The 25,216-nt window shown below is 73.6% G+C and carries 23 protein-coding genes, 1 tRNA gene and 2 pseudogenes; 6 read left to right on the plus strand and 20 right to left on the minus strand.

All coding sequences use genetic code 11. The features are described 5' to 3' along the window. The 3 genes and pseudogenes from ACFVU9_RS28935 to ACFVU9_RS28945 form a co-directional block, all read left to right on the plus strand. A pseudogene (locus ACFVU9_RS28935) lies at nt 1-300 on the plus strand (hypothetical protein); the annotation flags it as partial. Nucleotides 301-526: 226 nt separating this feature from the next. Beyond that, nucleotides 527-1,783 (plus strand): SPFH domain-containing protein, encoded by a 1,257-nt coding sequence (locus ACFVU9_RS28940; RefSeq protein ID WP_387598346.1) that lies wholly within the window; start codon nt 527-529, stop codon nt 1,781-1,783. Continuing rightward, nucleotides 1,780-2,796 (plus strand): C40 family peptidase, encoded by a 1,017-nt coding sequence (locus ACFVU9_RS28945; RefSeq protein ID WP_380504018.1) that lies wholly within the window; start codon nt 1,780-1,782, stop codon nt 2,794-2,796. Before ACFVU9_RS28940 ends, ACFVU9_RS28945 begins: the two co-directional genes overlap by 4 nt. 62 nt (nt 2,797-2,858) lie before the next feature. On the opposite strand, the gene ACFVU9_RS28950 is transcribed toward ACFVU9_RS28945, so the two are convergent. The 3 genes from ACFVU9_RS28950 to ACFVU9_RS28960 all read right to left on the minus strand — a co-directional run bounded on the left by ACFVU9_RS28950 (nt 2,859) and on the right by ACFVU9_RS28960 (nt 6,508). Beyond that, nucleotides 2,859-5,051, minus strand: coding sequence for a hypothetical protein (locus ACFVU9_RS28950; RefSeq protein WP_380504021.1), 2,193 nt, complete (start codon nt 5,049-5,051; stop codon nt 2,859-2,861). Between the two features lie 57 nt (nt 5,052-5,108). Beyond that, nucleotides 5,109-5,414: a hypothetical protein gene (locus tag ACFVU9_RS28955; RefSeq protein WP_380499493.1), complete on the minus strand. Its 306-nt coding sequence runs from the start codon at nt 5,412-5,414 to the stop codon at nt 5,109-5,111. Nucleotides 5,415-5,542: 128 nt separating this feature from the next. After that, nucleotides 5,543-6,508 carry an aldo/keto reductase gene (locus tag ACFVU9_RS28960; RefSeq protein WP_380442829.1) on the minus strand — a complete coding sequence of 322 codons (966 nt, stop codon included), beginning with the start codon at nt 6,506-6,508 and terminating at the stop codon, nt 5,543-5,545. Between the two features lie 153 nt (nt 6,509-6,661). Between ACFVU9_RS28960 and ACFVU9_RS28965 the strand changes: the two genes are divergently transcribed. Then, nucleotides 6,662-6,859 carry a hypothetical protein gene (locus ACFVU9_RS28965; RefSeq protein WP_380504023.1) on the plus strand — a complete coding sequence of 66 codons (198 nt, stop codon included), beginning with the start codon at nt 6,662-6,664 and terminating at the stop codon, nt 6,857-6,859. Between the two features lie 60 nt (nt 6,860-6,919). Here the strand turns inward: ACFVU9_RS28965 and ACFVU9_RS28970 are convergent, their stop codons facing one another. From ACFVU9_RS28970 to ACFVU9_RS29005, 8 genes and pseudogenes are all read right to left on the minus strand, one after another. Next, nucleotides 6,920-7,933, minus strand: a complete 1,014-nt coding sequence (locus tag ACFVU9_RS28970; RefSeq protein ID WP_380442833.1) for an endo alpha-1,4 polygalactosaminidase — start codon at nt 7,931-7,933, stop codon at nt 6,920-6,922. Between the two features lie 22 nt (nt 7,934-7,955). Beyond that, a complete protein-coding gene (locus ACFVU9_RS28975) occupies nt 7,956-8,648 on the minus strand; it encodes a spherulation-specific family 4 protein (RefSeq protein ID WP_380442835.1) in 693 nt (230 codons plus the stop codon). After that, nucleotides 8,645-9,559: an NAD-dependent epimerase/dehydratase family protein gene (locus ACFVU9_RS28980; RefSeq protein WP_380442837.1), complete on the minus strand. Its 915-nt coding sequence runs from the start codon at nt 9,557-9,559 to the stop codon at nt 8,645-8,647. The genes ACFVU9_RS28975 and ACFVU9_RS28980 overlap by 4 nt, the downstream gene beginning before the upstream one ends. 122 nt (nt 9,560-9,681) lie before the next feature. Further along, nucleotides 9,682-10,383, minus strand: a pseudogene (locus tag ACFVU9_RS28985) (NDP-sugar synthase); the annotation flags it as partial. A gap of 74 nt (nt 10,384-10,457) precedes the next feature. Then, nucleotides 10,458-11,450, minus strand: a complete 993-nt coding sequence (locus tag ACFVU9_RS28990) for an SDR family NAD(P)-dependent oxidoreductase (protein WP_380444582.1) — start codon at nt 11,448-11,450, stop codon at nt 10,458-10,460. A 132-nt stretch (nt 11,451-11,582) separates the two neighbouring features. Next, nucleotides 11,583-13,106 (minus strand): hypothetical protein, encoded by a 1,524-nt coding sequence (locus ACFVU9_RS28995; RefSeq protein WP_387598353.1) that lies wholly within the window; start codon nt 13,104-13,106, stop codon nt 11,583-11,585. Between the two features lie 73 nt (nt 13,107-13,179). Continuing rightward, the gene (pelF, locus tag ACFVU9_RS29000; RefSeq protein ID WP_380444580.1) at nt 13,180-14,691 is read right to left on the minus strand and encodes a GT4 family glycosyltransferase PelF; all 1,512 of its coding nucleotides are present in this window, start codon (nt 14,689-14,691) and stop codon (nt 13,180-13,182) included. A 116-nt stretch (nt 14,692-14,807) separates the two neighbouring features. Beyond that, a complete protein-coding gene (locus tag ACFVU9_RS29005) occupies nt 14,808-17,165 on the minus strand; it encodes a hypothetical protein (protein WP_387598357.1) in 2,358 nt (785 codons plus the stop codon). 428 nt (nt 17,166-17,593) lie between these two features. On the opposite strand from ACFVU9_RS29005, the gene ACFVU9_RS29010 reads away from it, so the two are divergent. Next, nucleotides 17,594-18,553, plus strand: a complete 960-nt coding sequence (locus tag ACFVU9_RS29010; RefSeq protein ID WP_387598359.1) for a tyrosine-protein phosphatase — start codon at nt 17,594-17,596, stop codon at nt 18,551-18,553. Nucleotides 18,554-18,568: 15 nt separating this feature from the next. Here ACFVU9_RS29010 and ACFVU9_RS29015 read toward each other — a convergent pair whose 3' ends face one another. The 8 genes from ACFVU9_RS29015 to ACFVU9_RS29050 all read right to left on the minus strand — a co-directional run bounded on the left by ACFVU9_RS29015 (nt 18,569) and on the right by ACFVU9_RS29050 (nt 23,565). Continuing rightward, entirely contained in the window at nt 18,569-19,474 is a 906-nt protein-coding gene (locus ACFVU9_RS29015; RefSeq protein WP_380494637.1) for an RNA polymerase sigma factor SigF, read from the minus strand. Nucleotides 19,475-19,618: 144 nt separating this feature from the next. Further along, complete coding sequence (locus ACFVU9_RS29020) at nt 19,619-20,458, minus strand: RNA polymerase sigma factor SigF (RefSeq protein ID WP_380444586.1); 840 nt, start codon at nt 20,456-20,458, stop codon at nt 19,619-19,621. A 286-nt stretch (nt 20,459-20,744) separates the two neighbouring features. Further along, complete coding sequence (locus tag ACFVU9_RS29025) at nt 20,745-21,038, minus strand: Dabb family protein (RefSeq protein WP_380444574.1); 294 nt, start codon at nt 21,036-21,038, stop codon at nt 20,745-20,747. Between the two features lie 131 nt (nt 21,039-21,169). After that, nucleotides 21,170-21,409: a hypothetical protein gene (locus tag ACFVU9_RS29030; protein ID WP_380444587.1), complete on the minus strand. Its 240-nt coding sequence runs from the start codon at nt 21,407-21,409 to the stop codon at nt 21,170-21,172. Nucleotides 21,410-21,787: 378 nt separating this feature from the next. Next, a tRNA-Ser gene (locus ACFVU9_RS29035) sits at nt 21,788-21,877 on the minus strand. 57 nt (nt 21,878-21,934) lie between these two features. Continuing rightward, on the minus strand, nt 21,935-22,468 hold the full coding sequence (gene tadA, locus ACFVU9_RS29040) for a tRNA adenosine(34) deaminase TadA (RefSeq protein ID WP_380444572.1): 534 nt from the start codon (nt 22,466-22,468) through the stop codon (nt 21,935-21,937). A gap of 51 nt (nt 22,469-22,519) precedes the next feature. Continuing rightward, on the minus strand, nt 22,520-23,092 hold the full coding sequence (locus ACFVU9_RS29045; protein WP_380444570.1) for a tRNA adenosine deaminase-associated protein: 573 nt from the start codon (nt 23,090-23,092) through the stop codon (nt 22,520-22,522). A 236-nt stretch (nt 23,093-23,328) separates the two neighbouring features. Continuing rightward, nucleotides 23,329-23,565 (minus strand): hypothetical protein, encoded by a 237-nt coding sequence (locus ACFVU9_RS29050; protein ID WP_380444569.1) that lies wholly within the window; start codon nt 23,563-23,565, stop codon nt 23,329-23,331. A 162-nt stretch (nt 23,566-23,727) separates the two neighbouring features. On the opposite strand from ACFVU9_RS29050, the gene upp reads away from it, so the two are divergent. Continuing rightward, complete coding sequence (upp, locus tag ACFVU9_RS29055) at nt 23,728-24,363, plus strand: uracil phosphoribosyltransferase (protein ID WP_380444567.1); 636 nt, start codon at nt 23,728-23,730, stop codon at nt 24,361-24,363. A 76-nt stretch (nt 24,364-24,439) separates the two neighbouring features. Here the strand turns inward: upp and ACFVU9_RS29060 are convergent, their stop codons facing one another. Beyond that, on the minus strand, nt 24,440-25,123 hold the full coding sequence (locus ACFVU9_RS29060) for a LytR C-terminal domain-containing protein (protein WP_380444585.1): 684 nt from the start codon (nt 25,121-25,123) through the stop codon (nt 24,440-24,442). Between the last annotated feature and the right edge of the window lie 93 nt (nt 25,124-25,216).

Consider the following 25,216-nt stretch of genomic DNA (forward strand, 5'->3'; position numbering starts at 1 on the left):
GCCGCCCGGTCGCGTACCGCTGTTCCGACCCCATCCGCCCCCGCGGGGGCCGGGCCGCGCCGGGCCGCCGCCGCGCCGCTCCCGGCGGACGCCGCGCAGGCGCCCGCCGGGAGTGCCCGGCCGCTGCCGGCACCGCCCGCCGCTTCATCCGAGGGGGCGGACGGCTCCCAGGCGGCGGCCCACGAGGCCGGGCCCGCCCGGTGGCGCACCGGGCTGGCCGGCGGCCTCCTGCTGCTCGCCGCGATCGGGCTGATCACCCGCCGGGTGTTCGCCCGGGGCCCGGGTGCCCGACGGCGCTGACCTGCGCCGGAACGTCCGAGACCACACCAACGGCCACTTGACATCACCCCGACCGATCGATCATGTGTCTGCGCGTCAGGTCAACTTCGGACGATTCGTCAGGAAATGTCGACACACGACGGATCAAATGTCGCATTTGATGACGTATGAACTTAGCCTGACTCTGGCACTGCCCGTCAGATCCGGGCCGCCCGTTGCGCGACACACCGACCCCGAGGATCCGTGCATGGACGTCACCCGCGATTCTTCGCAGCGACCCGACCACCTGCCCACGACGTTCCCGCCGGTACTGCCGGAACGTTCCGTCAGCGGCGCGAGTGCGCTGGCCAAGCCCGCCAGGACGGCCGCCGCGGCCGACGGCGGGGAGGCCACCGCCCCCCTCGTGGTCGTCCCCGGACCGGCCTTCGGCAGAGCCGACCCCCGCGACCCGCTGGAGGCGGCCGCCGCGGAGGCCGTCGAGCTCCCGGACGCCACCCCGGCCGGCGGCATCGTGGCCGTGACCTCCCGCCGCCCCCCGCGCGCCGACCAGGCGCTGCGCGAGCACGTCGCCACCGTCCTGCCGGGCTGGTCGGCGCTGTTCGCGGTGCTCGTCGGCGTCGCCGGCGTCCTCGCGGTGCTCCTGCACGACGGAGTCGTCCCGTACTGGGACGCGCTGCCCGACCTGCGCGGCACCGCCGCGCGGGAGAGCGGCCGGACCGAGGTGGACGTCCTGTCGGTCGCCGCGGTGGGCGCCGCCGGGCTGCTCGTCGTCTACGCCCTCGCCGGACTGCTCGCCAACGCCGGCGGCGAGACCCGGGTGCTCACCCGGTGGGGCCGCTACCGGGGCACCGTCCGCCGCGCCGGCCTCGTCTGGGTCAACCCGCTGCTGCGCCGCCGCCGGGTGGACGTGCGGCTGCGGCACTGGCGCAGCGAGCCGGCCAAGGTGGTCGACCGCACCGGCACCCCGATCGTCGTCCGGCTGCTGGTCGTCTGGCGGATCAAGGACACCGCGCGGGCGCTGCTGGCGATCGACGACCACGAGGGCTACCTGCGCGAGCAGATCCAGGCGGTGCTCACCCGCACCGCGTCCACCCTGCCGTGCGACAGCAACGCGGCCCCCGGGCCCGCGCTGCGCGACGGGCAGTGGTTCGCCGACGAGCTGACCCGGGCGCTGGCCGCCGAGGCGGCCCCGGCGGGCCTGGAAGTGTACTCGGTGCAGCCGCTGGCGCTGGACTACGCGCCCGAGGTCGCCGAGTCGATGCGTCGCCGCCGGCTGGCCGACCTGGACGCGGGTCTGCGCACGGTCCTGGTGGACGACGCGGTCGAGGCGGCGGCGCTCGCCGTCCGCCGGCTGGAGCGCGCGACGGCGCACGAACTGGACGAGGCCGCCCGCAGCGCCCTGATGGAGCAGCTGCTGGTCGCCTTCGTCGCGCCGGCCGGAGTGGCCGCCTCGGTACCGTCCCCGGCCGCCCGGGCCGGGAGGAAGGAAGGACGACCCGCATGAGGATAGCCACCGGCGCGTACGCCGGCCCCGGGACCGCCGTCGCCGACGTCGACGCCGACTTCGGGACGATCGGCTTCGAGGAGAGCCTCGGCAGCATCCCCGCGATCGCGGGCTGCGGCTGCCCGAACTGCGCGGCCCGTCCGCGCACCGCCCGCTCCGGGGCGGCGGCCGGGGGCAGCCGAATACACCGCGCCGTGCGAAGTACCTGCCTGGCCACCACGGTGCTGGCGGGCGCCGGCGTCGTCGGTCTGACGGCCGGCGCCGGATCCGCGCACGCCGCGGCCGGCAAGCAGGGCTGGGACGGATCGCGGTACTGGTTCAAGAACTCCGGCGGCGAGTGGCGCTGGACCGGCCACTACGACGTCTACGCGAGCCGCACCGGCCAGTCCGCGAAGCCCGGCAAGTCCGGTGGCTCCGGCGGCTCGGCCGACACCGGCGGACGGTCGTCCGGGTCCAACGGCCAGGCCGCGTCCGCGGGGCTGCGGCAGGGCTGGGACGGGGAGCGGTACTGGTTCAAGAACTCCGGCGGCGAGTGGCGCTGGACCAGCCACTACGACGTCTACCTGAACCGCACCGGCCGGTCCGGCGACTCCGGCCCGGCGCCGTCGCGGCCGTCCTCCGACGGCGGCTCCTCCGGGAGCGCGTCCTCCGGGAGCACGGAGTCGGCCGTCGACTACGCGCTCGCCCAGCTGGGCAAGCCGTACGTCTGGGGCGGTGACGGGCCGTCCGGCTACGACTGCTCGGGACTCGTCCAGCAGGCGTACCGGCGCAGCGGGATAAGCCTGCCGCGGGTGGCCGACGACCAGTACGCCGCCACCACACCGATCGGCGCGGGGCAGCTGCGCCGCGGTGACCTGGTGTTCTGGTCGGACAGCGGGCGCGCCTCGGGGATCCACCACGTGGGGATCTACCTGGGCGGCGGCACGTTCGTGGAGGCGCCGCGGCCGGGCAGGACGGTGCGGATCTCGACGCTGAACGCGGGGTACTACCCGACCCACTTCGGTCGGCCGTAGTACGGCCGGCTCCGGGCCCCCGGCGGTTCGTACCGCCGGGGCCCGTCGCGTTCCCGGTGGGGTCAGCCCCCGGAGCGGCCGAGGGCCGCGGCGGCGTCGGTGCGGCCGGTGCCGTAGACGGCGCGCAGCTGCTGCTTGTCCCAGTCGGCGGCGAGGCCGTCCGGGTCCGGGTGGCCGTGTTCGCGCCGCCACTGCTCGACCATCGCGGTCACGCCCTCGTGGCCGGTGCGGCCGTCCGGGCCGGTGAGGGTGTTGCGCTCGATCCGGCCGGCCGCCGCGGCGTCGATGGCATCGAGGGCGCCGCTCTGCCAGTCGGCGATGCCGGCCGCCAGGACCCGCCGGGTCAGTTCGCCGAGCCCGGGGCCGGGGACGAGCTTCAGCGGGGCGTCGAGGCCGGTGTACAGGCCCTTGGCCTTCCAGGCGGCGACCTTGGCGGCGTCGTCGCGCTGGTCGAGCACCGCGTCGGCCTGGACGGCGTCGAGCACGCCGAGGGCGACCGCGGAGTTGGCGAGCAGCCCCTTCCACTCCGGCTCGGAGGTGCCGGCCGGGAGAGCGCCGATCCGTTCCGCGATGTGCGTCAACTCGGCCTGCTGGACGAGGTGGTGGGCCTCCGGGAGGTCGGCGAGGCCGCGCAGGGCGCGGATCAGCGGGCCCTTCTCCACGGCCATCCGGACCTCGCCGGTGCGCTCGTCGGTCCACACGCCGGCGGCCGCGGCGGCCGCGTGGTCCTTGGCGGAGCGGCTGGTGCCGGAGAGGACGGCGTGGGTGTCGGCGGCGTAGTCGGCGAGGGCCGCGGCGACGGGGGCGTGCAGGCCGGGCGGGAGGTGTTCGCGGCCGATGCCGGCGTCCAGCAGGGTCATGGTGTCCCGCATCACCCGGGCCTGGGCGGCGCTGTGGGCGTGGAACCCGTCCGGGTGGCCGCCGGTCGCGGCGGCCTGGACGGCGAGGCCCAGCGCGTGGTGGCCCCGGACGTGGGCGCCGGCCACCAGCTCCTCGGGCCAGCGGCGCTCGCGCAGCAGGTAGGCGAGGTGGTCGCCGCGCCGCGGGTCGCCCGGGTCCAGGAACGCGGTGGCGGCGGCCGGGTGGTGGGCCAGGGCGGCCAGGAAGCCGGTCACCGGGTCGCCGCCGCGGCCCTCGCCGAGGTGGTCCCAGGCGGGCTCGGTGCCGTCGGGGCACCACAGCAGCTGCGGGGGCACCCTGGCGCCGCGTTCGGTGGCCAGCAGGCCCTCGCCGTAGGCGGCGAGGAAGCCGGGGGCGTACCGGCCGGAGCGCAGCAGGGCGCTCATCAGGTGGTAGCCCGTCGGCATCGGGCCGCCGCCGGCGCGGGCCAGTTGCTTCGGGCCGAGGCGCAGGACCTCCTGCTCCCAGGTGCGCATGGCCGGGTCGGTGCTGTGGGTGGCGGTGCCGAGGACGGTGCCGAGGGAGGACTGGAGGCGGCGCAGGGCGTCCGCCCGCCCGCCGGCCGAAGTGGCGGACAGCGCTGGGTCGTTGAGGTCTCGCCAGAGTTCGAGGGCGGGGCGCGGGCCGAGTGTGGTGGCGAACCCGGCGGCGAAGGCGGGGTCGTCGGCGTGGGCGGAGAGCAGGGCGTCGAGGCGGGTCAGTTCGTCGGGGGTGAGCGCGGCGCGTTTCGCCGCCAGGGTGAGGGCGGCGCCGAGGTCCGCGCGGGCCTGCCGGGCCTGGGCGAGGGAGTGGCAGCCGTCCGGGCCGAACGGGCGGTTCCCCGGGACGGGCGGGGCCGAGCGCAGGGCCCAGGCGGCGGCCTCGTCGGCCTCGGTGGCGGCGCGCCGGGCGGACTCGATGCGGCCCGCCAGCTCGGCGATCACGCGGTGGCGCTCGGGGAGGAAGACCGACCGGTACTCGGGCTGGTGACGGGCCGACTCGTCGTCGTGCAGCGGGTGGACGTCCGTCACGGCGCCGGTGGGGGAGACCCGGAGGTGGGCGGCGGGGGCGTCCTCGTCGGCCAGGCGGACGAGCTGTCGCTGGGCGTCGGTGAACTGGCCGGCGGCGTCGGCCAGCAGGGTGCCGAGGTCGGCGGACTCCTGGCTCGCGGCGGTGAACTGGCCCGCCACCTCGGCGATCAGCGCGCGGGCGGCGGTGGCCGCCTCGCCGTCCCACCCCTCGGCCAGCGGGCCGGCGATCTCGCCGTCGAGCCGGTCGCGCAGGCCGAGGTAGCGGGCGCGCAGGGCGGTCCACTCCTCGGCGGCGGTGGTGAGGGCGTCGAGGCGGGTGGAGCGGACGGTCTCGTAGCTCAGCACCGGCCGCTCCCCGCCGGGCGGGAGGCCGAAGCCCGGCACGGGCGGGGTGGCACCGCGCTACTCCTCGGCGTCCGGGCCGCGGTCGGTGGCGGCGTACGCGGCGCCGGTGGTGCGCAGGCGGTGGGCGAGGTCGTGGAGGATGCCGCCGAAGGCGGCCACCTGGTCGTCCCAGCGGTCGGCGCGGGCGCGGAGTTCGGCTCCGGTGCGCCAGCCGGCCAGGGCGGCGTGCGCGCCGGCGGTGCGGTCGCGGGCGGGGTCGTCGGCGGCGGTGAGGCCGGCGTGGAGTTCGTCGACCGTCCCGGCGTGGGCGGACAGGTCGGACGGGGAGACGGCGAAGCCGTTCCGGGCGGGTTGGTCGGGCACATCGGGCCCCCGGGTTGCGGTGGGTCGGTCGAGCTCGAACCATGGTGGCCCGGAAACGGCCGCGGGCCGCGTGTCACCACCCGTACGGGCGGCGCGCACGTGGCCCGCGGGGGCGCGCGGTGGTGCCGTCAGGCGGACGCCTCGTCGAGCAGCGCCGTCTGTTCGGGGGTGAGCTCCAGCGCGGCGGCGGCCAGCAGCGGCGGGAGCTGCTCGACCGTGCGGGCGCTGGCGATCGGGGCCGCGACCGTCGGGCGGCCCGCGAGCCAGGCGAGGGCGACCGTGCCGAGCTCGACGCCGTGCTCGGCGGCGACCACGTCCAGCGCCTTCAGCACCCTGGGGCCGCGCGGGTCGTCCAGGTAGCGGGCGGCGCCCTCGGAGCGGGCGCTGGCCACGCCGGGGCCACCCGGGCGGTACTTGCCGGTGAGGAAGCCGGAGGCCAGGGCGTAGTACGGCACGGTGGCCAGGCCGTGGTCGGCGACCACGTCGGCCAGCGGGCCCTCGAAGGTGCCGCGCGACACCAGGTTGTAGTGCGGCTGGACGGCCACGTACTTGGCCAGGCCCTCGCGCTCGGCGAAGGCCAGCGCCTCGGCGAGCCGCTCGGCGCCGATGTTGGACGCGGCGACCGCGCGGACCTTGCCCTCGCGGACCAGCTCGTCCAGCGCGGTGACGAACTCCTCGACCGGGGTGTCGTCGTCCCGGTGGGTGTAGTAGAGGTCGATCCGCTCGACGCCCAGGCGCCGCAGCGAACCCTCCGCCGAGGCCTTGATGTTGGCCGCGCCCAGGCCGCCCGCCTCGGGGTGCATGCCGACCTTGGTGGCGATCACGACGTCGTCGCGGTTGCCGCGGCTGCGCACCCAGTTGCCGATGATCGTCTCGGACTCGCCGCCGGTGTTGCCCGGGGCCCAGGCGGAGTAGACGTCGGCGGTGTCGACGAAGTTGCCGCCGGCCGCGGCGTAGGCGTCCAGGACGGCGAAGGACTGCTCCTCGTCGGCCGTCCAGCCGAAGACGTTGCCCCCCAGGGAGAGCGGGTGGACGCTGAGGTCGGAGCCGCCGAGCCGGATCCGGCGTGCGGCATCACTGTGGTTTCCGGTCATGGACGCAGTCAACAGGATCACGCCGTACGGCATTCCGGGCTTCGGGCGGTCTTCACGTGGTCGTCGTACCGCCGTTGCGCGTGCGGGTGGTCCGGGGCCGGACCGAGGGTCCGGGGTGTCGGGCCGGGTGCCGGATTCGTTAGAGTCCGTGCCATGGCTGACAACGACTACGACCCCGCCGGCAGCACCCAGATGTTCCGGGCGTTCGTCGACGAGACCCCCGCGCCGCAGAGCCCCGGCTCCGTCTCCACTTACGGCCGCAGCAGCGGCAACCGCACCGGCGTGATCGCGCTGATCGCCGTCATCACCCTGGTCGTGCTGGGCGGAGTCGTCTGGCTCGCGGTCAAGTGACCTTCGCGCGGGTGACCCCCGTCCGGGTCACCCGCGCGACGGGAGGCCGTCGGGCGCGGCTCAGCAGGGCTTGCGCCACGCGTCCAGGTCGAGCTTCTTCTGCATCGAGCTGAAGCCGAGCGCCTTGGCCTTGGTGCAGAACTGGTCCGTGCCGACCTTGTACTCGACGTGGAAGACCGCCTTGCCCTGCTTGACGAACGGTTCGACCCGGTCGCACTCGTCGTACTGCGAGCACTCCTCGTTGACCGCGAAGTCGAAGTCGTTCAGCAGCGCCGGGATCTGGTCCAGGTCGTTCTTCAGGCCGATCGCCAGGCCGCGCTCGTGGGCGAGCTGGGCCAGCATGCGGTTGTACCGGATCTGGTCGTCACCGGTGAGCGGGAAGCCGCTGTCCTGGTTGTAGGCCTCGATGGTGTCCGGCTCGACGGCGTCGAAGCCCTTGCTCCTGCACATGTCGAAGCGGGCGGCCATCAGCGGCTTGAGCTGGTCGACCTGCCGGATGTCGAACCACTTCTCGCCCTTCCAGCCGGTGTCCGAGCCCTCCAGGGTCTTGGCGAAGGCGGCCGCGTCGGGGCGGAAGCTCTCCCAGGAACCGGCGTTGATGTAGCAGATCACCTTGCGGCCCTTGGCGTGCAGCGAGGCGACCACCGAGGCGTCGTTCTCGAAGCCGTCGATGTCGTAGACCGGCACGTCCACCGACTGGTCGACGCCGCCGCCGAGCTGCCACTGCCAGGCGAGGCCCGGGGCGGGCTGCCAGCGGGCGCCGGACGGCGGCGGGGCGGTGGTGCCGCCGCCCGGGGTGCCGGGGGCGGACGGCCTGCCGGACGCCGACGGGGTCCCGGGAGTCCCGGTCGGCGTCGGCGTGGGTGTGTCGGGAGCGCTCGGCGTGCCCGGGGCGCCGGGGGGCGCGGTGTCGCTCGGGGTGCCGGGAGTGCCGGGAGCGGTCGCCGCGGGCGGCTCGCTCGGGGAGTCACCGGCCGACGGGCCGTGGTCGTCCCCGGAGCTGCTGCACGCGGTGGCCAGCAGGGCGACGGCGAGGGCGATGGCGGCCGGTAAGGGCCGGGTGCGGCGGTTCACGGTTGTCGAACTCCGGATCTGGTCAGGTCAGTTCAGCGGCGGTCAGACCGTGGGGGAGGGTGCACCAGGGGTTGTCCCCGGAGCCCGGAACGGCGGCGCTGACGCCCGCCCGTCGGGCGGCGATCAGCGCGGTGACGTCCCCTGCCTGGTCGGCGGGGACGTCGTACACCAGGTGGCAGAAGCGGGAGGCCGCGTGGCGGCCGGTCCACAGGGGCAGGGTCATCTCCCGGTAGGCGTCCCAGGTGCCCTCGAAGGTGACCAGCAGGTCGGCGAGGCCGACCTCGGCGTAGCCGGGGTCGGGGTGCTCGCCGTGGCCGAACACGACGGTGCCGCAGCCGGCCGCGCGGGCCGCCGTGGCCAGCCGCCGGTAGTGCGCCAGCGCGCCCGGGTGGCAGGCGACCTGGTCGAGGTACACGCCGGTGATGCCGTGGCGCTGGCGGTACGTCAGGATGTCGGCCACCACGGCCGCGTGGGAGCGCCGGCCGTAGTCGGTGTCGGCGTAGCCGAGCAGCGGCAGGCCGGCGGCCCGCAGTTCCTCGGCGGCCTCGGCGAAGACGTTGTCCGGGACCTCGCCGGGGCCGTCGGCCAGGTTGAGCACGATGGCGGCGATCCTGGCGGGGTCGGCGGCGGCGACCGCCCGCCAGGCCGCCGGGTCCACCGCGGGGTGGACGTACAGCGGCACCAGCAGGCGGCCGTCGGGGGTGGTCCCGGTCATCCGAGGACCGGGGTCGGGCCGGGCCCGGTGCTGAGCCACAGGTCGCGCAGGGTGTCGGCGAGGTCGGTCTCCGGGTGCCAGCCGAGCTCCCGGGCGGCGGCCGACACGTCGGCCTGCTGCCAGGAGACCGCGGCCGAGCGCTCGGAGCCCGCCCCGCTCTCGTCGATCCGGCCGGTGAAGCCGGCCGCCGCGACCAGGCCGTCGGCGATCGCCCGGACCGGCCTGGCCCGCCCGGAGGCGAGGTTGAGCACCCGGGGGAGCGGACGGTCCGCGGCGGCGGCCAGGCCGACCGCGCGCGCGATGTCGCGGGCGTCGACGAAGTCGCGGTGGGCGGAGAGGTCCCCGACCCGCACGACGCCGTCGGTGCCCTCGGGCGCCACCCGGCGCAGCTCGGCGGCGAGCCGGCCGGGCAGCGAGCCCGCCGGTGCCCCCGGGCCGACCGGGTTGAACACCCGCAGCACCACCGCGTCCAGCGGCGAGCCGGCCACCGCGAGGGAGCCGGCCAGCTTGGTCGCGCCGTACACGCCGACGGGACGGGCGTCCGCCTCCTCGGACAGCGAGCTGCCCGTCTCGCAGACGCCGTACTCGCCGGCCGAACCGATGTGCACCAGCCGGGTCTTCGGGGCGCCGAGCTGCAGCGCCTCGCAGAGCACCGCCGGACCGCGGGCGTTCACCTCGGCCAGCTTGACCGCGCTGCCGGCCACCGCGCCGGCGAAGTTGACCACCACGTCGGGGGCCAGCGCGGCGAGTTCCTCGCCGAGCGGGCCGGGCTGGGCGGTGGCCAGGTCCAGCCGCAGGTCGTGGGCGGGCCGCCGGCCCGCGGTCAGCACGGTGGCACCGGGCAGCGACCGCAGGACGGCGGTGGCGTGGCGGCCGAGGAAGCCGTCCCCGCCGAGAAGCAGGATCCTCACGCGGCCCGTCCGTCGCTCTCGGCGCCCGCGGTGGCGGGCGTCTGGTCGGTGTCCGCCGCAGTGCGGGCGGCGGGGACCGGCAGCTCCGTGACCGACGGCGTGACGGTGCCCGCCTCGAAGGGCATCAGCACCGGGCGGATGCTCGCGAACTCGGCGTTCGCGCGGTCGTAGTCGTCCGGGCGGCCGATGTCGAGCCAGTAGCCGCCGAAGTCGTAGGAGGACGGCGGGGTCTTGGCGGCCAGCAGGTCGAGCACCAGCTCGTCGAAGCCGAGCGGCAGGCCGGGGGTGTACTTGGCGAGCGCGGAGCGGGACACGCCGTACACGCCCATCGAGACGCGGTAGTCGATGCTCGGCTTCTCCTGGAAGCCGGTGATGCTGCCGGACTCGGTGGTCAGGACACCGAAGTCGATCTTCACCTGGCGGGCGTAGGTGGCGATGGTCAGCGGAGCGCCGGACGTCTCGTGGTGCTTGAGCACCCCGGCGAAGTCCAGGTCGGTGAGGATGTCGCCGTTCATCACCAGGAAGTGCTCGGGCAGGCGGTCCTGCATGGTGAGCAGGGGGCCCATGGTGCCGAGCGGGCTGTCCTCGACGGCGTAGCCGACGCGCAGGCCCCACTGGGAGCCGTTGCCGACGTACGCGCGGATGATGTGGCCGAGGTGGCCGATGGCCAGGGTGACGGTCTTGAAGCCCGCGGCGGCGAGCTGGCGCATCACGATCTCCAGGATCGCGTGCTGGTCGCCGATCGGGACGAGCGGCTTGGGGAGCGCGGTGGTGTACGGGCGGAGACGGACGCCCTTACCGCCGGCCAGGATCACTGCATGCATGGTGTTTCCCCCACGGAAGGTATGTGCAGGACACGAGCCTTGAGAACCAGAGATGGCTGGATCGGTGCGGCGGGTCAGACGTTGTAGATGTCGGTCTTGTAGCGGGCCAGGTTGGCCGGGTCCTGGAAGAACTCGATGGTCTGCTCCAGGCCCTGCTCCAGGCTGAAGCCGGGCGCCCAGCCGGTCGCCTCGCGCAGCTTGGTGGCGTCCGCGACCAGGCGCATGACCTCGGAGTTGGTCGGACGGATGCGCTGCTCGTCCTCCTTGACCACGAGGTCGACGCCCATCAGCTTGCCGACCAGGGTGACCAGGTCGCCCACCGAGATCTCGCCGCCGGTGCCGGCGTTGAAGGTCCGGCCGACCACGGCCTCGGCGGGCGCGGTGCCGACGGTGCGGAAGGCGTTCGCGGTGTCCTTGACGAACATGAAGTCGCGGGTCGGGCGCAGGTCGCCGAGGGTGATCTCGGTCTGGCCGGCGGCGACCTGGGCGATCACGGTCGGGATGACGGCGCGCATCGACTGGCGCGGGCCGAAGGTGTTGAACGGGCGCAGGGTGACGACCGGGGTCTCGAAGCTGGCGTAGTAGCTGTCGGCCAGCCGGTCCCCGCCCGCCTTGGAGGCGGCGTACGGGGACTGGGTGTTGATCGGGTGCTCCTCGGTGATCGGCACGGTCTGCGCGGTGCCGTAGGTCTCGCTGGTCGAGGTGTGCACCAGGCGCTGGATGCCCAGGTGGCGCACCGCCTCCAGCACGTTCAGGGTGCCGGTGACGTTGGTGTCGACGTACGAGTGCGGGGCCCGGTAGGAGTACGGGATCGCGATCAGGGCGGCCAGGTGGTAGACGGTCTCGGTGTTCTTGACCAGGTCGATGACCGAACCCGGGTCCCGGACGTCGCCCAGGATGATCTCGACCGAGTCCAGCACGTCCTTCGGCAGGGTCTCCAGCCAGCCGAACGAGGAGAAGGAGTTGTACTGGACCATCGCGCGGACCTGGTGCCCGTCGGCGACCAGGGTCTCGACGAGGTGGGAGCCGATGAAACCCTCGGCTCCGGTGACGGCGACGCTGCTCATGCGTGATTCGCTTTCTGCTTCTCGGGGGAGCGGCCGGGCCTGTCGCGGTCCGGCCGGTGGTGTTGTCGGCCGGCGCTGCGGTGTGCGTCCGGCCGGGCACGTGGTTCGGTCGTGCGTGTTCTTCGGTGGTGTTCAGCGGTGCTGGGTGGTGCGGCCGAGCACGGGCCCGGCGATGGCGGTGAGGACGAAGGCGGCCGTCCCGCAGCCGATCAGCTGCAGGAGGGTCGGATCCGCACCGGTCAGCAGCCCGGCGCTCTCGGCACCCGCGGCGGCCAGACAGATGAGGGCGGTGCTCCAGCTGAGCCCGAAGGCGTTCAGCAGCAGCGCCAGCCAGAGCGAGCCGCCGAGGAGCAGCAGCGCGCCGAGCTGCGGGACGCCGAGCGCGGGGGCGCCGGGCCACAGCACGGTCGCGGCGGCGTCCAGCGCGGCCACGGTGGTGAGGTAGATGAAGAGGCAGCCGAGCAGCACCCCGCCGGTGCGGCGGACGAACTCGCCGGAGGTGTGGCTGACCCGCAGCGCGGCGACGGCCATCGCCCGGTAGCGGAAGAGCAGCCACTCGGCGAGGCCGAGGCTGAGCGTCAGGGCGATCATGGCCGGGCCGGTGGGGGCGGTGTGGGCGCCCCGCGCGGCGCCGGTCTCGACCGCCTGGTGGATGGTCACGCCGAGGCCGGCGATCAGGGTGAGGGTGCCGCAGGCCAGGCCGAACAGCAGGTGCGGGATCTCCTGACGGAGCTGCAGCCTGACCGCGGCGGCGTCCTTGGCCTCCTTGTCACCGCGGATGCAGTTGACGAGCTCGCGGACCGCCAGGCCGACGGCCAGCACGAGCGAGCTCAGCAGGACCACCGTCCGGACGACCTGCGGGACGTCCACCGCGAGCACCACGCCCGCGCCGATCGAGGCCGGTGCCAGCGCCAGCAGCAGGAACTTCTCCCGCCCGAGCACCAGCAGCACGGTCGCCGCGCCCAGGTAGGCGGACTGCCCGGCGGCGAACAGCAGGGAGGCGAGCGGCCCGCCGACGACGTACGCCGCGGCGGAGGCGATCAGCGCGCCGATCGGTGCGCCGATGCTCAGGCAGACCGCGGAGTCCCGGCGCCGCAACCGGCTGAGCCAGCGGTACGCGCGGTGCGCGAGCGCCTGGTTGAAGGCCCAGCTGGCGACGGTGGCGACGGTCAGCGCGAGCATGCCCGAGGGCAGGCCGAAACGCATCCGGGTGGCCGCGAACAGGTTGGCGCCGAGCAGGTAGCCGAGCCCGGGCAGGGCGAACACCAGGCCGCGCACGACGCAGCGCCAGGGGTCGGCCCGCCAGGGGTTGGCGAACTCGGAGCTCGGGCCGGGGTAGCGGCGCTCGACCTTCTCGAACAGCTCCTCGGCGACGGTGAAGGCGTCGGGGCGGCCGTACAGGAGGGCGGCCTGCTCGTCGGAGAGGCCGTCGGACTCCAGGAAGGCCGCGATCTCGAAGGGGTGGACGGCGTCGGCGCAGACGTCGCGCAGCCGCTCGGCGAGTTCGTCCAGCGGGTCCGCGGAGAGGCCGAGCTCCTCCTCGGGCGCCGGCTGGGCCGGCAGGACCGGGCGGCGGCGCCCCCGCGGCAGCGTGCGCAGCTGCATCGTCCGGTCGGCGCCGGCCTCGTCCGGAACGAGGCGAATGGGACCGCTCATGCGCCCACCTCGCTGCACTCGGCGGCCGCTTCGCGGAACGCGCACCTCTTCATGGTTCTCTTGCTGCGCTCGTTCACGCCCCCACCTCGCTCGGCTGGGGCCGGGCGACGGCGAGCTGCTGGTCCCAGTCGGTCGGGACGTCGTCGCCGACGGCCACCACGCCCTCGGGCATCCAGCGGGCGGTGCCGAGGAGCTCGGTGTAGATGCCCCGGAAGCCGTCGATGTTCTGGCGCAGCGTGAACTGCTCGATGACCCGCAGCCGGGCCTGCTCGCCGAGCCGCCCGCGCCGCTCGGCGTCGCGCAGCAGCTCGATCGCGGCGGCGGCCATCGGCTCGGGCTCGCGCGGCGGGACGACCAGGCCGGTGTCGCCGACGGCCTCGCGCACGCCGCCGACGTCCGTCGAGACGGTCGCGCGGCCGCAGGACATCGCCTCGATGAGGGTGAACGGGAAGCCCTCGCTGATGCTGGAGAGCATGACCACGTTGCCCGCCGCGTACGCGTCGGTGATGTCGGCGACGCGGCCCTCGAAGGCCACCGAGTCGGCGATGCCGAGCTCGGCGGCCAGGGCTATGCAGCCGTCCCGGTACGCCTCGCCGCCCTTGGGAGTGCCACCGAAGAGCCGCAGTCGCGCCTCGGGGATCTCCCGCTGGACGATGGCGAAGGCGCGGATCAGCGTCTCCAGGTCCTTGATCGGGTCGACCCGGCCGGCCCAGCTGAGGGTCGGGGTCTGCGGCTCGGGTCCGGCGGGCGGGAAGGCCGCCGGGTCCACGCCGTTGTAGACGGTCCGGATGTTCTCCGACGGGGTGCCGCCGCGCTCCTCCCAGCGCCGGTTGTACCGGTTGCCGGGGGTGACGAGGGCGGCCTGCCGGTAGCTCTCCTCGGCGAGCATCCGGTAGAAGCCGAGCAGCAGCGCCTTGACCGGCCAGCGGTACGGGCCGGTGCGGTAGCCGAGGTAGCGCTCGCGCAGGTAGATGCCGTGCTCGGTGAGCAGGAACGGTACGCCGTACTGCTGGGCGGCGATCAGCCCCGGGAGCGTGGCCAGGCCGCCGCTGGCCGCGTGGGCGACGCCGTCCGTCGGCGGCTCGACCGACAGCGGGCGCAGCGCGTGCTCCAGGAGGTCGGTCGCGTTCAGGGCGTCGTGGAGGGTGGGCCGGGAGACGGCGGTGGGGAGGTAGTCGCGGGTCCAGACGTGCTGGAGGGTGCGCAGGGCCCGCTCGCTGCGCAGCGCGGGGCTGAGCAGTCCGCGCCGGGCGAGGTCGGCGAAGCCGTACAGCTCGGTGCCGAAGTGGGTGGTGTAGACCGGGTCGAGGATGGAGTGCAGGAAGCGCTCGTACGCGTTGAGGAAGCGCCGCATCTCGCTGCCGCGCGGCGCCCTGGCCTCGGCGGCCGGGCCCCACAGCGGTGCGGTGGTGACGGACCGGACGTTGGCGGGCAGCTCCCAGGCGAGCGGCTCGTGACCGGTTCCGGTGACGGCGATGATGTCGAAGTCCACGTCGGGCATGCCCTGAACGAGCTGGTCGCACCAGACGCTCACGCCGCCGTGCTGGTGCGGATACGTCCCCTCGGTGAGCAGGGTGACGCGCATCTCCTGTCCCCCCTCCTGTTCTTGCGTCGGGTGTCCGGCCTGGGTGGCCGGAACGTGAGCCGTGGCAGGGCCGGGCCGGGTTCGCCGGCGCCGGCCCCACCATCGGGTCTTGCGTGTTACCGGGAGCCGGGCTTGCCGGCCTGCTTCTTGTTGAGCCCGGCCGTCCCCCCGGAGGCCACGGAGCTCTTCACGACACCGGCTGCGCCGCCGTTGCCGTTCTGCTGGACGCCCTTGCCGGGCACCGGGGTTCCGCTGCCCGGGACCAGGACCGGAGCCTTGGTGCGGGTGGTGTCGCTGGGGCCGGCGGGGACCGGGGTGGCGACGCCCTGGGGAACCACCTTCTTGTCGGCCGGGGCCGGGGCCGGGACGGACTTGGCCGCGACGCTCGGCGCGACGGCGGCCGGGGCCGCCGGAGTGGCACCCGAGGACAGCTGCAGCGTGACGGAGCTCTGCAGCGCGCCCGGCGCCACCCAGCCGGAAAGCGTACCGGCGTAGGCGGAACCGAAAGCGGTCGAACCGATGGCCAGCTTCTGAGTAGTTCCCGTCGGCATGGTGGCCTCGATCTGAACGCCGGCCGGCGCGGAGACGGTGACGTTGTTGCCGATCTTGTACGCGGTCACCTGGCCGGCGGCGACGGCCGCGCTCCAGGCCCCGCGCTTCTGGAACTCCTGGCCGATCTCGCGCTCGCCGAGGTTCACGACGGGGGCGCTGTCGGCGTAGAGCGCGCGGTAGTTGCCGAGGATCTTCTCCAGCACCGGGTAGATGATCCGGCCCTCGGAGAGGTTCGACTGGTGGATGTAGTGCGGCCGCGGGTCGTTGCTCATGATGTGGCCGAGGTCGATCCGCGCCTCGAGCGGCACGATGTACGACTGGAAGCCGGTGTTGACGTCCAGCGGCTTGGGCAGGCAGGTGGAGCTGGGGTTGTTCTCGCAGATCCCGCTGCCGCCGTTGGCCTTGCTGGTGTAGATCCAGTTGTACTCGTCGGTCTCCTCCACCGCCGAGCCGGCGTTGTAGAAGACGTTCATCGGGTAGCGCGGCACCGTCAGCGTGGAGGGGCCGACGGCCCGCTGGCCGGACTCGCGGGAGGCGTCGCTGCCGGTGAACTTGATGCCGTTGGCGGCCAGCGCCGGCGCCAGGTTCGGGTTGTCGCTGGTCTCCTGCGGGGCGGTCAGCAGCCCGGAGTGCTCGCCGGTGACGAGGACCTGCGGGTCGACCTTGGTGAGGCCGTTCTTGGTGGCCCAGTCGAAGTTGTTCTTGACCTGGGTCTGGATGGTGTTCTGGTCGACCCAGACGGTGTTGCCGGTGGCGTCCTTGGTGCAGCGCCACGGCACCACGGTGACGTCCTGGACGCAGCCCAGGTACGGGTGGCTGTAGGTGTGGTTGACCCAGCGGTAGCTGTTCTGGTCGGCGATCAGCTGCTGCGCCGTCGGGTCGACCGTGGTGCTGTGGTCGGCCTTCCAGTCCTCGCTGCCGCCGCCGTTGTACAGCAGGTCCAGCGTGAAGTTGTTCGTGGTCATCCACTGCTTGGCGTACTGCGCGTCGGCGGGGCTCATCCGGATCGGGGTGCCGGTGTCCGGGGTGCCGGGCGGGCAGGTCACGTCGCCGGGGGTGCACTTCAGGGTGGTCGACCAGCGGTCGTCCGCCAGGAAGACGTCGTCGATGTGGGCCGCGAAGTAGTTGCGGTCGTACCCGAGGTGGACGCCCTGGGTGATCCAGTCGACCATGCCGCGCGCCAGCAGGCGGTACTGCTGCTGGTACTGGTTGTAGACGAACGTGACGACCAGTTCCTTGCGGCCGTCGTGGGTGTACTCACCGACCAGCGAGCCGCGCGAGGAGGCGCCCGGGATCGGGGCGTCGACGAGCGGGGTGAACGAGGCGCCGGCCGGGAGGCTCGCCAGGGGGGTGGCGAGGTACCCGTAGCTCTCGCTGACGTTCGGGTCGTTGTCCTCGAAGGGCACGGCGCCCTTCAGGTAGCCGAACGGGCCCGAAGTGCCGGCGGTGGTGGTGGCGGCCTGGAAACCGTCCAAGGTGCCAATGTAACCGGGATTTTGGGCCCAGTTCAGACCGACCGCCGGGCTGGCGAACGTGTACGCGTCGATCTGGCGGACGTTGAATGCCGCCTCGTACGTCGCGATCGCCGTCATCTCGGCCGGCGAGTTGGCGAAGGGGTTTTCGTTGGGCATCACGATGCCCTGGTACTTGCCCCGCGGCAGCCCGTTGATCGTGTCGCTCAGGAAAGCGGCGTTGATGACGGGGCGGTTGGGGTCGCTGAGGGTGACGACCTTGTACGGGGTGCCCTGGCTCTTCAGTTCGGCCGTGATGGCCGCGACGGAGGGACCGCCGTCGTCGATGACGAGGACGGTGAGGTCGATCCTCGGCGTCGTGGTGTCGCCGTGGGCCAGGGTGATCTGCAGGCCGCTGGCCAGCAGAACTGCCGCCGCGCAGGCGGCAACTCTTCGGGTCGCTCGACCCATGGTGATCCTCCCCTTGGGACAGGCGCATCGCTGCTCGGCGGTCGCCTGCCCTGTAGCTGTTCGCGGGCAGCAGGACTGCCCGGCGCCCATCCTGGTCGAGGGTCGGCTCCGCGAGGGACCAATTGGGCGAGAGTGCAGCAAACCTGTTACCAACGTTCATGGCGAAGCCATGAAGGCGCTGATTGTGACCGGAACAGCATCGGCCATGCAAATGATGAATTGAAAATGAAAAACCGGAACCTGAGTGCTACGCGTCGTTACCAAGCGTTGTTACCGCTCGGGCGAGGTGGTGGGGCCCGGCGGACACCTACACTGGGGTCGTTGCGCATGACACTCTCGCACATCTCGCCGCCGCATTGGGCAGGTTCATGCAATATCGGGCACCGCTGTGCCATGTGACAGTCCGAATATGCAATGGAGGCGCCCGCATGGCCGATCAGCAGACCGAGGCCGGGGGATTCGGCGGCGTCCGGAATGCGGTGTCCAAGTGGAACGGAATGCCCCAGGTCGGGCGCAGTCTCGGTCTGCGCGGCGCGGTCAATGCCCGCGATCTGGGGGGCTGCCGGACGGCCGACGGAAGGGTCCTTCGCCCCGGGACGGTCCTGCGCAGCGATGGCCTGAACCACGTCACCGAGGATGACCTGAACGCGCTCCGGGCCCTCGGGCTGCGCCGCGTGGTCGACCTCCGCAGCCTCGACGAGGTCCGCGAGGCCGGCCCCGACCGCGTCCCCGGACTCCCCGTCCCCGAGCTCGCCCGCGACCTCCCCGCGGGCACCGCGCTGACCGTCGAACCGGACGCCGAGGACGGCGTGACCCTGCACCATCTCCCGGTGTTCGCGCCCGATTTCGACATCTACGTGACGCTGCGCGACGCCCTGGCCGACCGCAGCCCGGCGAGGCAGCGCGCGCTGCTCGGCGACGGCCGCGCCGCCGCGATGATGACCGGGCTCTACCGCTGGTTCGTCACCGACCGGCTCGCACGCGAACGGTTCGCGGACGTGCTGCGCCTGCTGGCCGCCCCGGACGGCCCGCCGCTGCTGTTCCACTGCACGGCCGGCAAGGACCGCACCGGCTGGGTCTCGGCGCTGCTGCTGACCGCCCTGGGCGTCGACCGCGAGGCCGTCGTCGCGGACTACCTGCTGACCAACGAGCGCGCGGCGCCGGTCGTCGCGCGGGTGATGGACGACTTCGGCACCCGGGGCCTGATGCACGAGCCGCGGCTGCTGCTGCCGGTGTTCCGGGCCGACGCCGCCTACCTGACGGCGGCCTTCGAGGAGATCGAGGCCGGCTGGTCCGGCTTCGGGGCGTTCTGGCACGACGGCCTCGGCCTGGACGACGGCGTGCTGGCCGGGCTCCGCGACAACCTGCTGGACGGCGCGGCGGGCTGAGCCCCGCCGCGCTCGTCAGCCCTCGCTGATGAGCCCCTCCCGGAGCTGGGTGAGGGTCTTGGTGAGCAGCCGGGAGACGTGCATCTGGGAGATCCCGATCTCCTCGCCGATCTGCGACTGGGTCAGGTTCCCGAAGAAGCGCAGCATGATGATCCGGCGCTCGCGCGGCGGCAGCTTGGCCAGCAGCGGCTTGAGCGACTCCCGGTACTCGACGCCCTCCAGCGCGAGGTCCTCGTAGCCGAGCCGCTCGGCCAGCGGCCCGTCGCCGTCCTCCTCGCTCGGGCTGGAGTCGAGCGAGCTCGCGGTGTACGCGTTGCCGACCGCGAGTCCCTCGACCACGTCCTCCTCGCTGACGCCGAGGCAGGCGGCCAGCTCGGGCACGGTGGGGGAGCGGTCCAGCCGCTGGGCCAGTTCGTCGCCGGCCTTGGTGAGGGCGAGCCGCAGCTCCTGGAGGCGCCGCGGCACCCGGACGGACCAGCTGGTGTCCCGGAAGAAGCGCTTGATCTCGCCGACCACCGTGGGCATCGCGAAGGTGGGGAACTCCACCCCGCGCTCCGGGTCGAACCGGTCGATCGCCTTGATCAGCCCGATCGTGCCGACCTGGACGATGTCCTCCATCGGCTCGTTGCGGCTGCGGAAGCGCGCCGAGGCGTAGCGGACCAGCGGCAGGTTGAGCTCGATCAGGGTGTCGCGGACGTAGGCGTGCTCCGCGCTGCCGGGCTCCACGGCGGCCAGCCGCAGGAAGAGCGAGCGGGAGAGCGTGCGGGTGTCCAGCCCGGCGCCGGCTGACGCCGCGGGGGGCGTGTCGGGGACGGGCGGTGCGGTGGACGGCCCCCGCTGCAGCGGGATGCGCTCCTCGGCGACCGCGGTGCCGTTGGCCTGACCAGCGTGGATCTCCGCAGTGCCCAGCTCTCCGGACATGCGCCCACCCCCTTGTGACTGACGGTTGAACGGGCGCCGACGCGCGGATGTTCCCGGCGACGGCCCTCCCCCTCCATACCGGCACACGATCCCCGGCAAACCCGATCGTCGCAAGATGTCACGCGGCGGTAACGCGGAGCGATGTCACTCTTCCCAGGAGTTGCCGGTGCGAAGCCTCGTCAGGATCCGCGAGAGCAGCCGGGAGACGTGCATCTGCGACATCCCGAGCTCGGTGCTGATCTGGGACTGGGTCAGGTTGGCGAAGAACCGCAGCATGACGATCCGCCGCTCCCGCTCGGGCAGCTGGACCAGCAGGTGGCGGACCACGTCCCGGTGCTCGACCTCGGCGAGCGCGGAGTCCTCGTAGCCGAGGCGGTCCAGCAGGGCGAGCCCGCCCTCGTGCTCCTGGGCCGCCTCCAGGGACGCCGCGTTGTAGGCCCGCCCGGCGTCCAGGCAGGCCCGGACGTCCTCCTCGGGGATGCGCAGGCTCGCGGCGATCTCGGGCACCTTGGGGGCCCGTCCGTGCAGCACCGTCAGCTCCTCCATGGCGCCGCTGACCTGCACCCACAGCTCCTGGAGCCGGCGCGGGACGTGCATCGTGCGGACGTTGTCCCGGAAGTAGCGCTTGATCTCGCCGAGGATGGTGGGCAGCGCGTAGGTGGGGAACTGGACGCCCCGGGTGGGGTCGAACCGGTCGATCGCGTTGATCAGGCCGATGGTGCCGACCTGGACGACGTCCTCCATGGGCTCGCTGCGGCTGCGGAAGCGGGTGGCCGCGTAGCGCACCAGCGGGATGTTCACCTCGATGAGCGCGGCGCGCACCCGCTCGCGCTCGGGCGCGTCGGGGGGGAGCTCGGCCAGGCGCTCGAACAGCACCCGGGTCAGCGTCCGGACGTCGACCACCGGGCGTCCGCCGGGGCCGCGCAGGCCGTCCGGCCGGAGCTCGCCGGCCGGACTGATGATCCCCGCGAGCGCCTCGTCCACGGACACGTCACCCCTCCCAAAGTCGACTACGGCGGGCCCTGCGGAGCGGGTGTCGTGGCTGGTTCTTCACCTCGCCATGTCCGGCAAAACCGGTCATAGCATCACAAGGCGGGCGCAGGTCGGGCAAGCACCCGGTGGAGGTGTGTTGGTGCGGTGCCGGGCCTGCACGGGGCCGATCGGGGAGGCGCCGCAAGGATCGTTCCCGGACGGACCGCGGCGCCCCGCCCGAGGCCCGGGCGGGGCGCCGCGATCCGTCCGGGGGAAGCGCCCCGGGCGGATGGTGGTATCAGACCTCGATGTCAGCGATCACCCAGGTGGCGAACTCGCGCCACTGGCCGGCCGCGGCCTGGTGGGCCGGGTGGGTCAGGTAGGCCTGGAGCGCGTCGCGGTCCTCGACCAGGCTGTTGATCGCGTAGTCGTACGCGATGTCGCGCTCGGTGGTGTTCCAGGCGCACTCCCACTCGCGCAGCTCGGGGATCACCGAGCCGAGCCCGGCGAACGCCTCGGCGCCCGCGAGCGCGCGCTCGTCGTCCTTGCTGACGCCTTCGTTGAGCTTGAACAGGACCAGGTGCCGGATCACGATGCCGCTCCTCGCGGACGGGGGTACAGAGGGTCCCGCCCACCGTAGCCGGTGTGCAGCGGCGCCTCCGCGGCCGTCCGCCCCCTGGTCGGGCCCGTCCGGCGCCCGGGGCGGTCACCCGCCCGGGGCGGTCACTTGATCAGCCCGGTCATGAAGGTGCCGACGGCCTTGGCGGCGTTCGAGATGCCCTCGAAGCCCGACTGGACGAGCTCGGCCGAGCGGGCCGGCGAGGTGATGATCGAGTAGAGGACGAAGACGAGCAGGAGGACCATGCCGATCTTCTTCGCCTGCGCCATCGGGTGACCTTCCTCCCAGCCGTGGGCCGCCGTCATCCGGGTCCCCGAGCGGCCCTGCAGGGGCAGCTTATCCACCGGACGGGCTATCAAGTGTGCGACGCGTTCGCCCGGCGGGACGAAGGTCCCCGCGAGTGGGGTCTTTCTCCGGGTGCCCACGGGCGTACCGGGCGGCAGGATGGATGGCGTACCGGGGATCTGGCAGGAATTCCCGGTGCGTGGATCCGGAGCTCCCCGCTGTGGGACCGGTACCGCGGCTCCTCCCCCGACCGCGGCACCGGTTGTGGGACTCCGTCGGGGGAGCGGTTGGTCCCCCCGAACCGCTCCCCCCTCCAGGCTCCGTACTCGACAAGGGCGTTGGTGGTCATCGGCCCCGGGTGCGGAGCCCTTTCCGCGTCACGAGGGTGCGCGGAAACGCCGAGGGCCCGTCCGGATCGGACGGGCCCTCGGGCTTTCTGGCGGTAGCGGTGGGATTCGAACCCACGGTGGAGTTGCCCCCACACACGCTTTCGAGGCGTGCTCCTTTGGCCGCTCGGACACGCTACCGAGAGGAACTCTACCGGACGGGTGCGGCGGTCACGAAATCCGTATCCCGGCGGACCTTCAGCGGGGGGTTTCGCGGTGGTCGCCGAAGAACGCGCGCAACTGCTCGCCGCACTCGTCGGCGAGGACGCCCCAGATCACCTCGGGGCGGTGGTTGAGCCGCCGGTCGCGCATCACGTCGAAGAGCGAGCCGGCAGCGCCGGCCTTCTCGTCCAGGGCGCCGTAGACCACCCGGTCGATCCGGGACAGCACGATCGCGCCGGCGCACATCGTGCAGGGCTCCAGCGTGACGACCAGCGTGCAGCCACCGAGCCGCCATTGCCCGACCTTGTCCGCCGCCTGGCGGATCGCGACCACCTCGGCGTGCGCGGTCGGGTCGCCGACCGCCTCGCGCTCGTTGTGGCCGCGCCCGATCACCTCGCCGTCCGGGCCCAGGACGAGCGCCCCGACCGGGACGTCGCCGGTGGCCGGCGCCAGGGCGGCCTCGGCCATCGCGAGGCGCATCGGCGCCGCCCAGCGGTCACGGACCGGGTCGGGGCGGACGGGGGCGGGCAGCGGGGTGATCGGGAGGGCTGCGGGGGTGGCGGACTGCATGGCATCCAGTGTCGGGCATCCGGCGGCGGACACCGGTCGGCCCGCTGCCCGCTACCGGACCGCTTCCAGGACCTCGCCGCAGCCGAGGGCCTCGGCGATCTCCTCCAGGGCGTCGCCCGGCACGGCGCCCTCGCCGCTGAGGGCGAGCAGCTCCTCGGAGGGCAGGCCGAACTCGGTCAGCAGGTGGGAGTCGCCGAGCGGGCCGACCGGGACGCCGCCGTGCGGGGCCGCGTCGTCGGCGGCCTCGTCGGCCTCCTCCGCCTCCTCGCTGTCCTCCAGCTCCACGACCAGGTGGTCGAGGTCGCCGAACTCGCTCTCGCCGGCCTGGTCGACCAGCTCGTCGGTGAGGACCGAGCCGTACGAGCTGCGGGCGGCGGCGGCGCCGTCCGACACGAAGATCCGCGGGTCCTCCTCACCGTCCACCCGGACGATGGCGAACCAGGCGTCCTCCTGTTCGATGAAGATCAGGACGCTGTCGTCGTCCTGCGCGGCGTCGCGGGCCAGGTCGGCCAGATCGGCCAGGGTTTCGACGTCGTCGAGCTCCGTCTCGCTCACGTCCCACCCGTCCTCGGAGCGAGCAAGCACTGCAGCGAAATACGCCACCAGGGACACTCCCAAGATCATCGGTCTCGGCTGTCGGCGCGCACGGGCGACGCGAACATCTGGCCGCCCCCGCGCCAGAGGCGGTCCGCTGTTCGGACCGTCCCATCGGAATCGTGACAGAAAGCCCGCCCTCGCGGGGGGTGTTCGGCAGCGCGTCTTTGCAGGTCGTGTCGGAAGCGTCGGCCGGCGGCCGGCCGCGCGCCGCCCCGACCGTCCGGGGACGGCCGAACGGCGGACCCGGGCCCTCCGGAACCGCCTCAGATCCGGAAGGTTCGCATCCGCATCGCTTCGCGCATCCGGCGCTCCTTGGTCCGCCTGGGCTGGACCCGCTCCCGCAGCTCGCGCGCCTCGGTGAGCTCGCGGAGGAAGACGGCCCGCCGCTTGCGGCGCTCCGCCTCGGTCTCCTGGGGGCTCGCGGGCGGGCCCGCGCGGCCGCCCGAGGGGCCCCTGGGCTCCTCCGCCGAGCCGTCCCCGGCCTTCGGGTTGCTCGTCATAAGACGTGACATTCCCAGAACGGCCCGGTTGATACCACGGCGACCGGTTCCGTCCTGACATTCGCCGTGCGTCACGGCGTGTCACGGCAGAGTGAGCCCCGCCGCGCGCCGCGGGCCCGCGGCGTGTCGTACAGGCGTCCAGGGCCGGGCTAACCTCGGTACATGCGTCTCCACGTCGTCGACCACCCCCTGGTCGCCCACAAGCTCTCCACCCTGCGCGACGAGCGCACCGACTCGCCGACCTTCCGTCGCCTGACCGACGAGCTGGTGACCCTCCTCGCGTACGAGGCCACCCGGGACGTCCGCACCGACGAGGTGGAGGTCACCACGCCGGTGGCGGTCACCACCGGCACCCGCCTCAGCTACCCCCGTCCGCTGGTGGTCCCGATCCTGCGCGCCGGCCTCGGCATGCTGGACGGGATGACCCGCCTGCTGCCGACCGCCGAGGTCGGCTTCCTCGGCATGGTCCGCAACGAGGAGACCCTGGAGGCCTCCACCTACGCCACCCGGATGCCGGACGACCTCTCCGGCCGCCAGGTCTACGTGCTCGACCCGATGCTGGCCACCGGCGGCACCCTGGTCGCGGCGATCAGGATGCTGATCGAGCGCGGCGCCACCGACGTCACCGCCGTGGTCCTGCTGGCCGCGCCGGAGGGCGTCGAGGTGATGAAGCGGGAGCTGGCGGACCTGCCGGTCACCGTGGTCACCGCCGCCCTGGACGAGCGCCTGAACGAGAACGGCTACATCGTCCCCGGCCTCGGCGACGCGGGCGACCGCCTCTACGGCACCGCCGGCTGACGCACGATCCCCCGAACGACCGAGAGCCCCCCGGCGCACTGCCGGGGGGCTCTCCGCGTCCGAGTGCGCCGTGCGCTCAGCAGCTGCCGGTGGCGGTCGGGGTGGGGGAGGGCTTGGTGGCCAGGGCGAGCGCGGCGGCGGCCTGGGTCTCGTCCAGGAGGGCGTTGTAGCTGTCGCCGATGACGAAGTCCACGCTGGCGTCGGTCCGCGCGTCGGCGGTGGCGGTGGCCCCCGCGATCTGCGAGCTGAGCAGGGTGGACGCGCCGGCGCCGGCCGGGCCGGCGATCACCTGGGCGGTGCCGGGCACCTTCTTGTCCAGCTCGGCCGGGGCGTTGCCGACCTTGCCGATGGTGAAGCCGCGCTTCTTCAGCTCGTCGGCGGTCCGTCCGGCGAGGCCGGCCTTCGTGGTCGCGTTGTAGACGTTCACGGTGATCGTGGCCGGCTGCGGGATCGCGTGCGGGTCGCCCGGCGCGCCGGCCGGCGCGCCGGAGGCGGCGGGTGCGCCCGGCGTGGCCCCCGGGGTGGGGGCGGCCAGCGCCTTGCCGGAGGGCGTGGCGCAGGCCTGCGCGCTGGTGTGCTTGTTCTTGCCGGTGAAGATGTCGTAGAGCTGCACGCCGCCGAGTCCGATGAGGGCCAGCGCGAGCAGCGCCGCGAGCCCGGCGATCACCTTGCGGCTCTTCTTGGGCGGCCGGCCGAGACGCGGATAGGCGTTGCCGGTGACGCGGTACTGCTTCCCCTTGAGGCCTTGGGGAGTCAACATGCTCACGGTTTGTCTCCCCCTCGGTGCCGGGGCGGGGTCGGGATGACACGGGATCTCGGGATGACGACGAGTCGGCCGGAGGGGTCGGTTCCC

It is taken from the genome of Kitasatospora sp. NPDC057936, assembly GCF_042887525.1.
Classification (GTDB): domain Bacteria; phylum Actinomycetota; class Actinomycetes; order Streptomycetales; family Streptomycetaceae; genus Kitasatospora.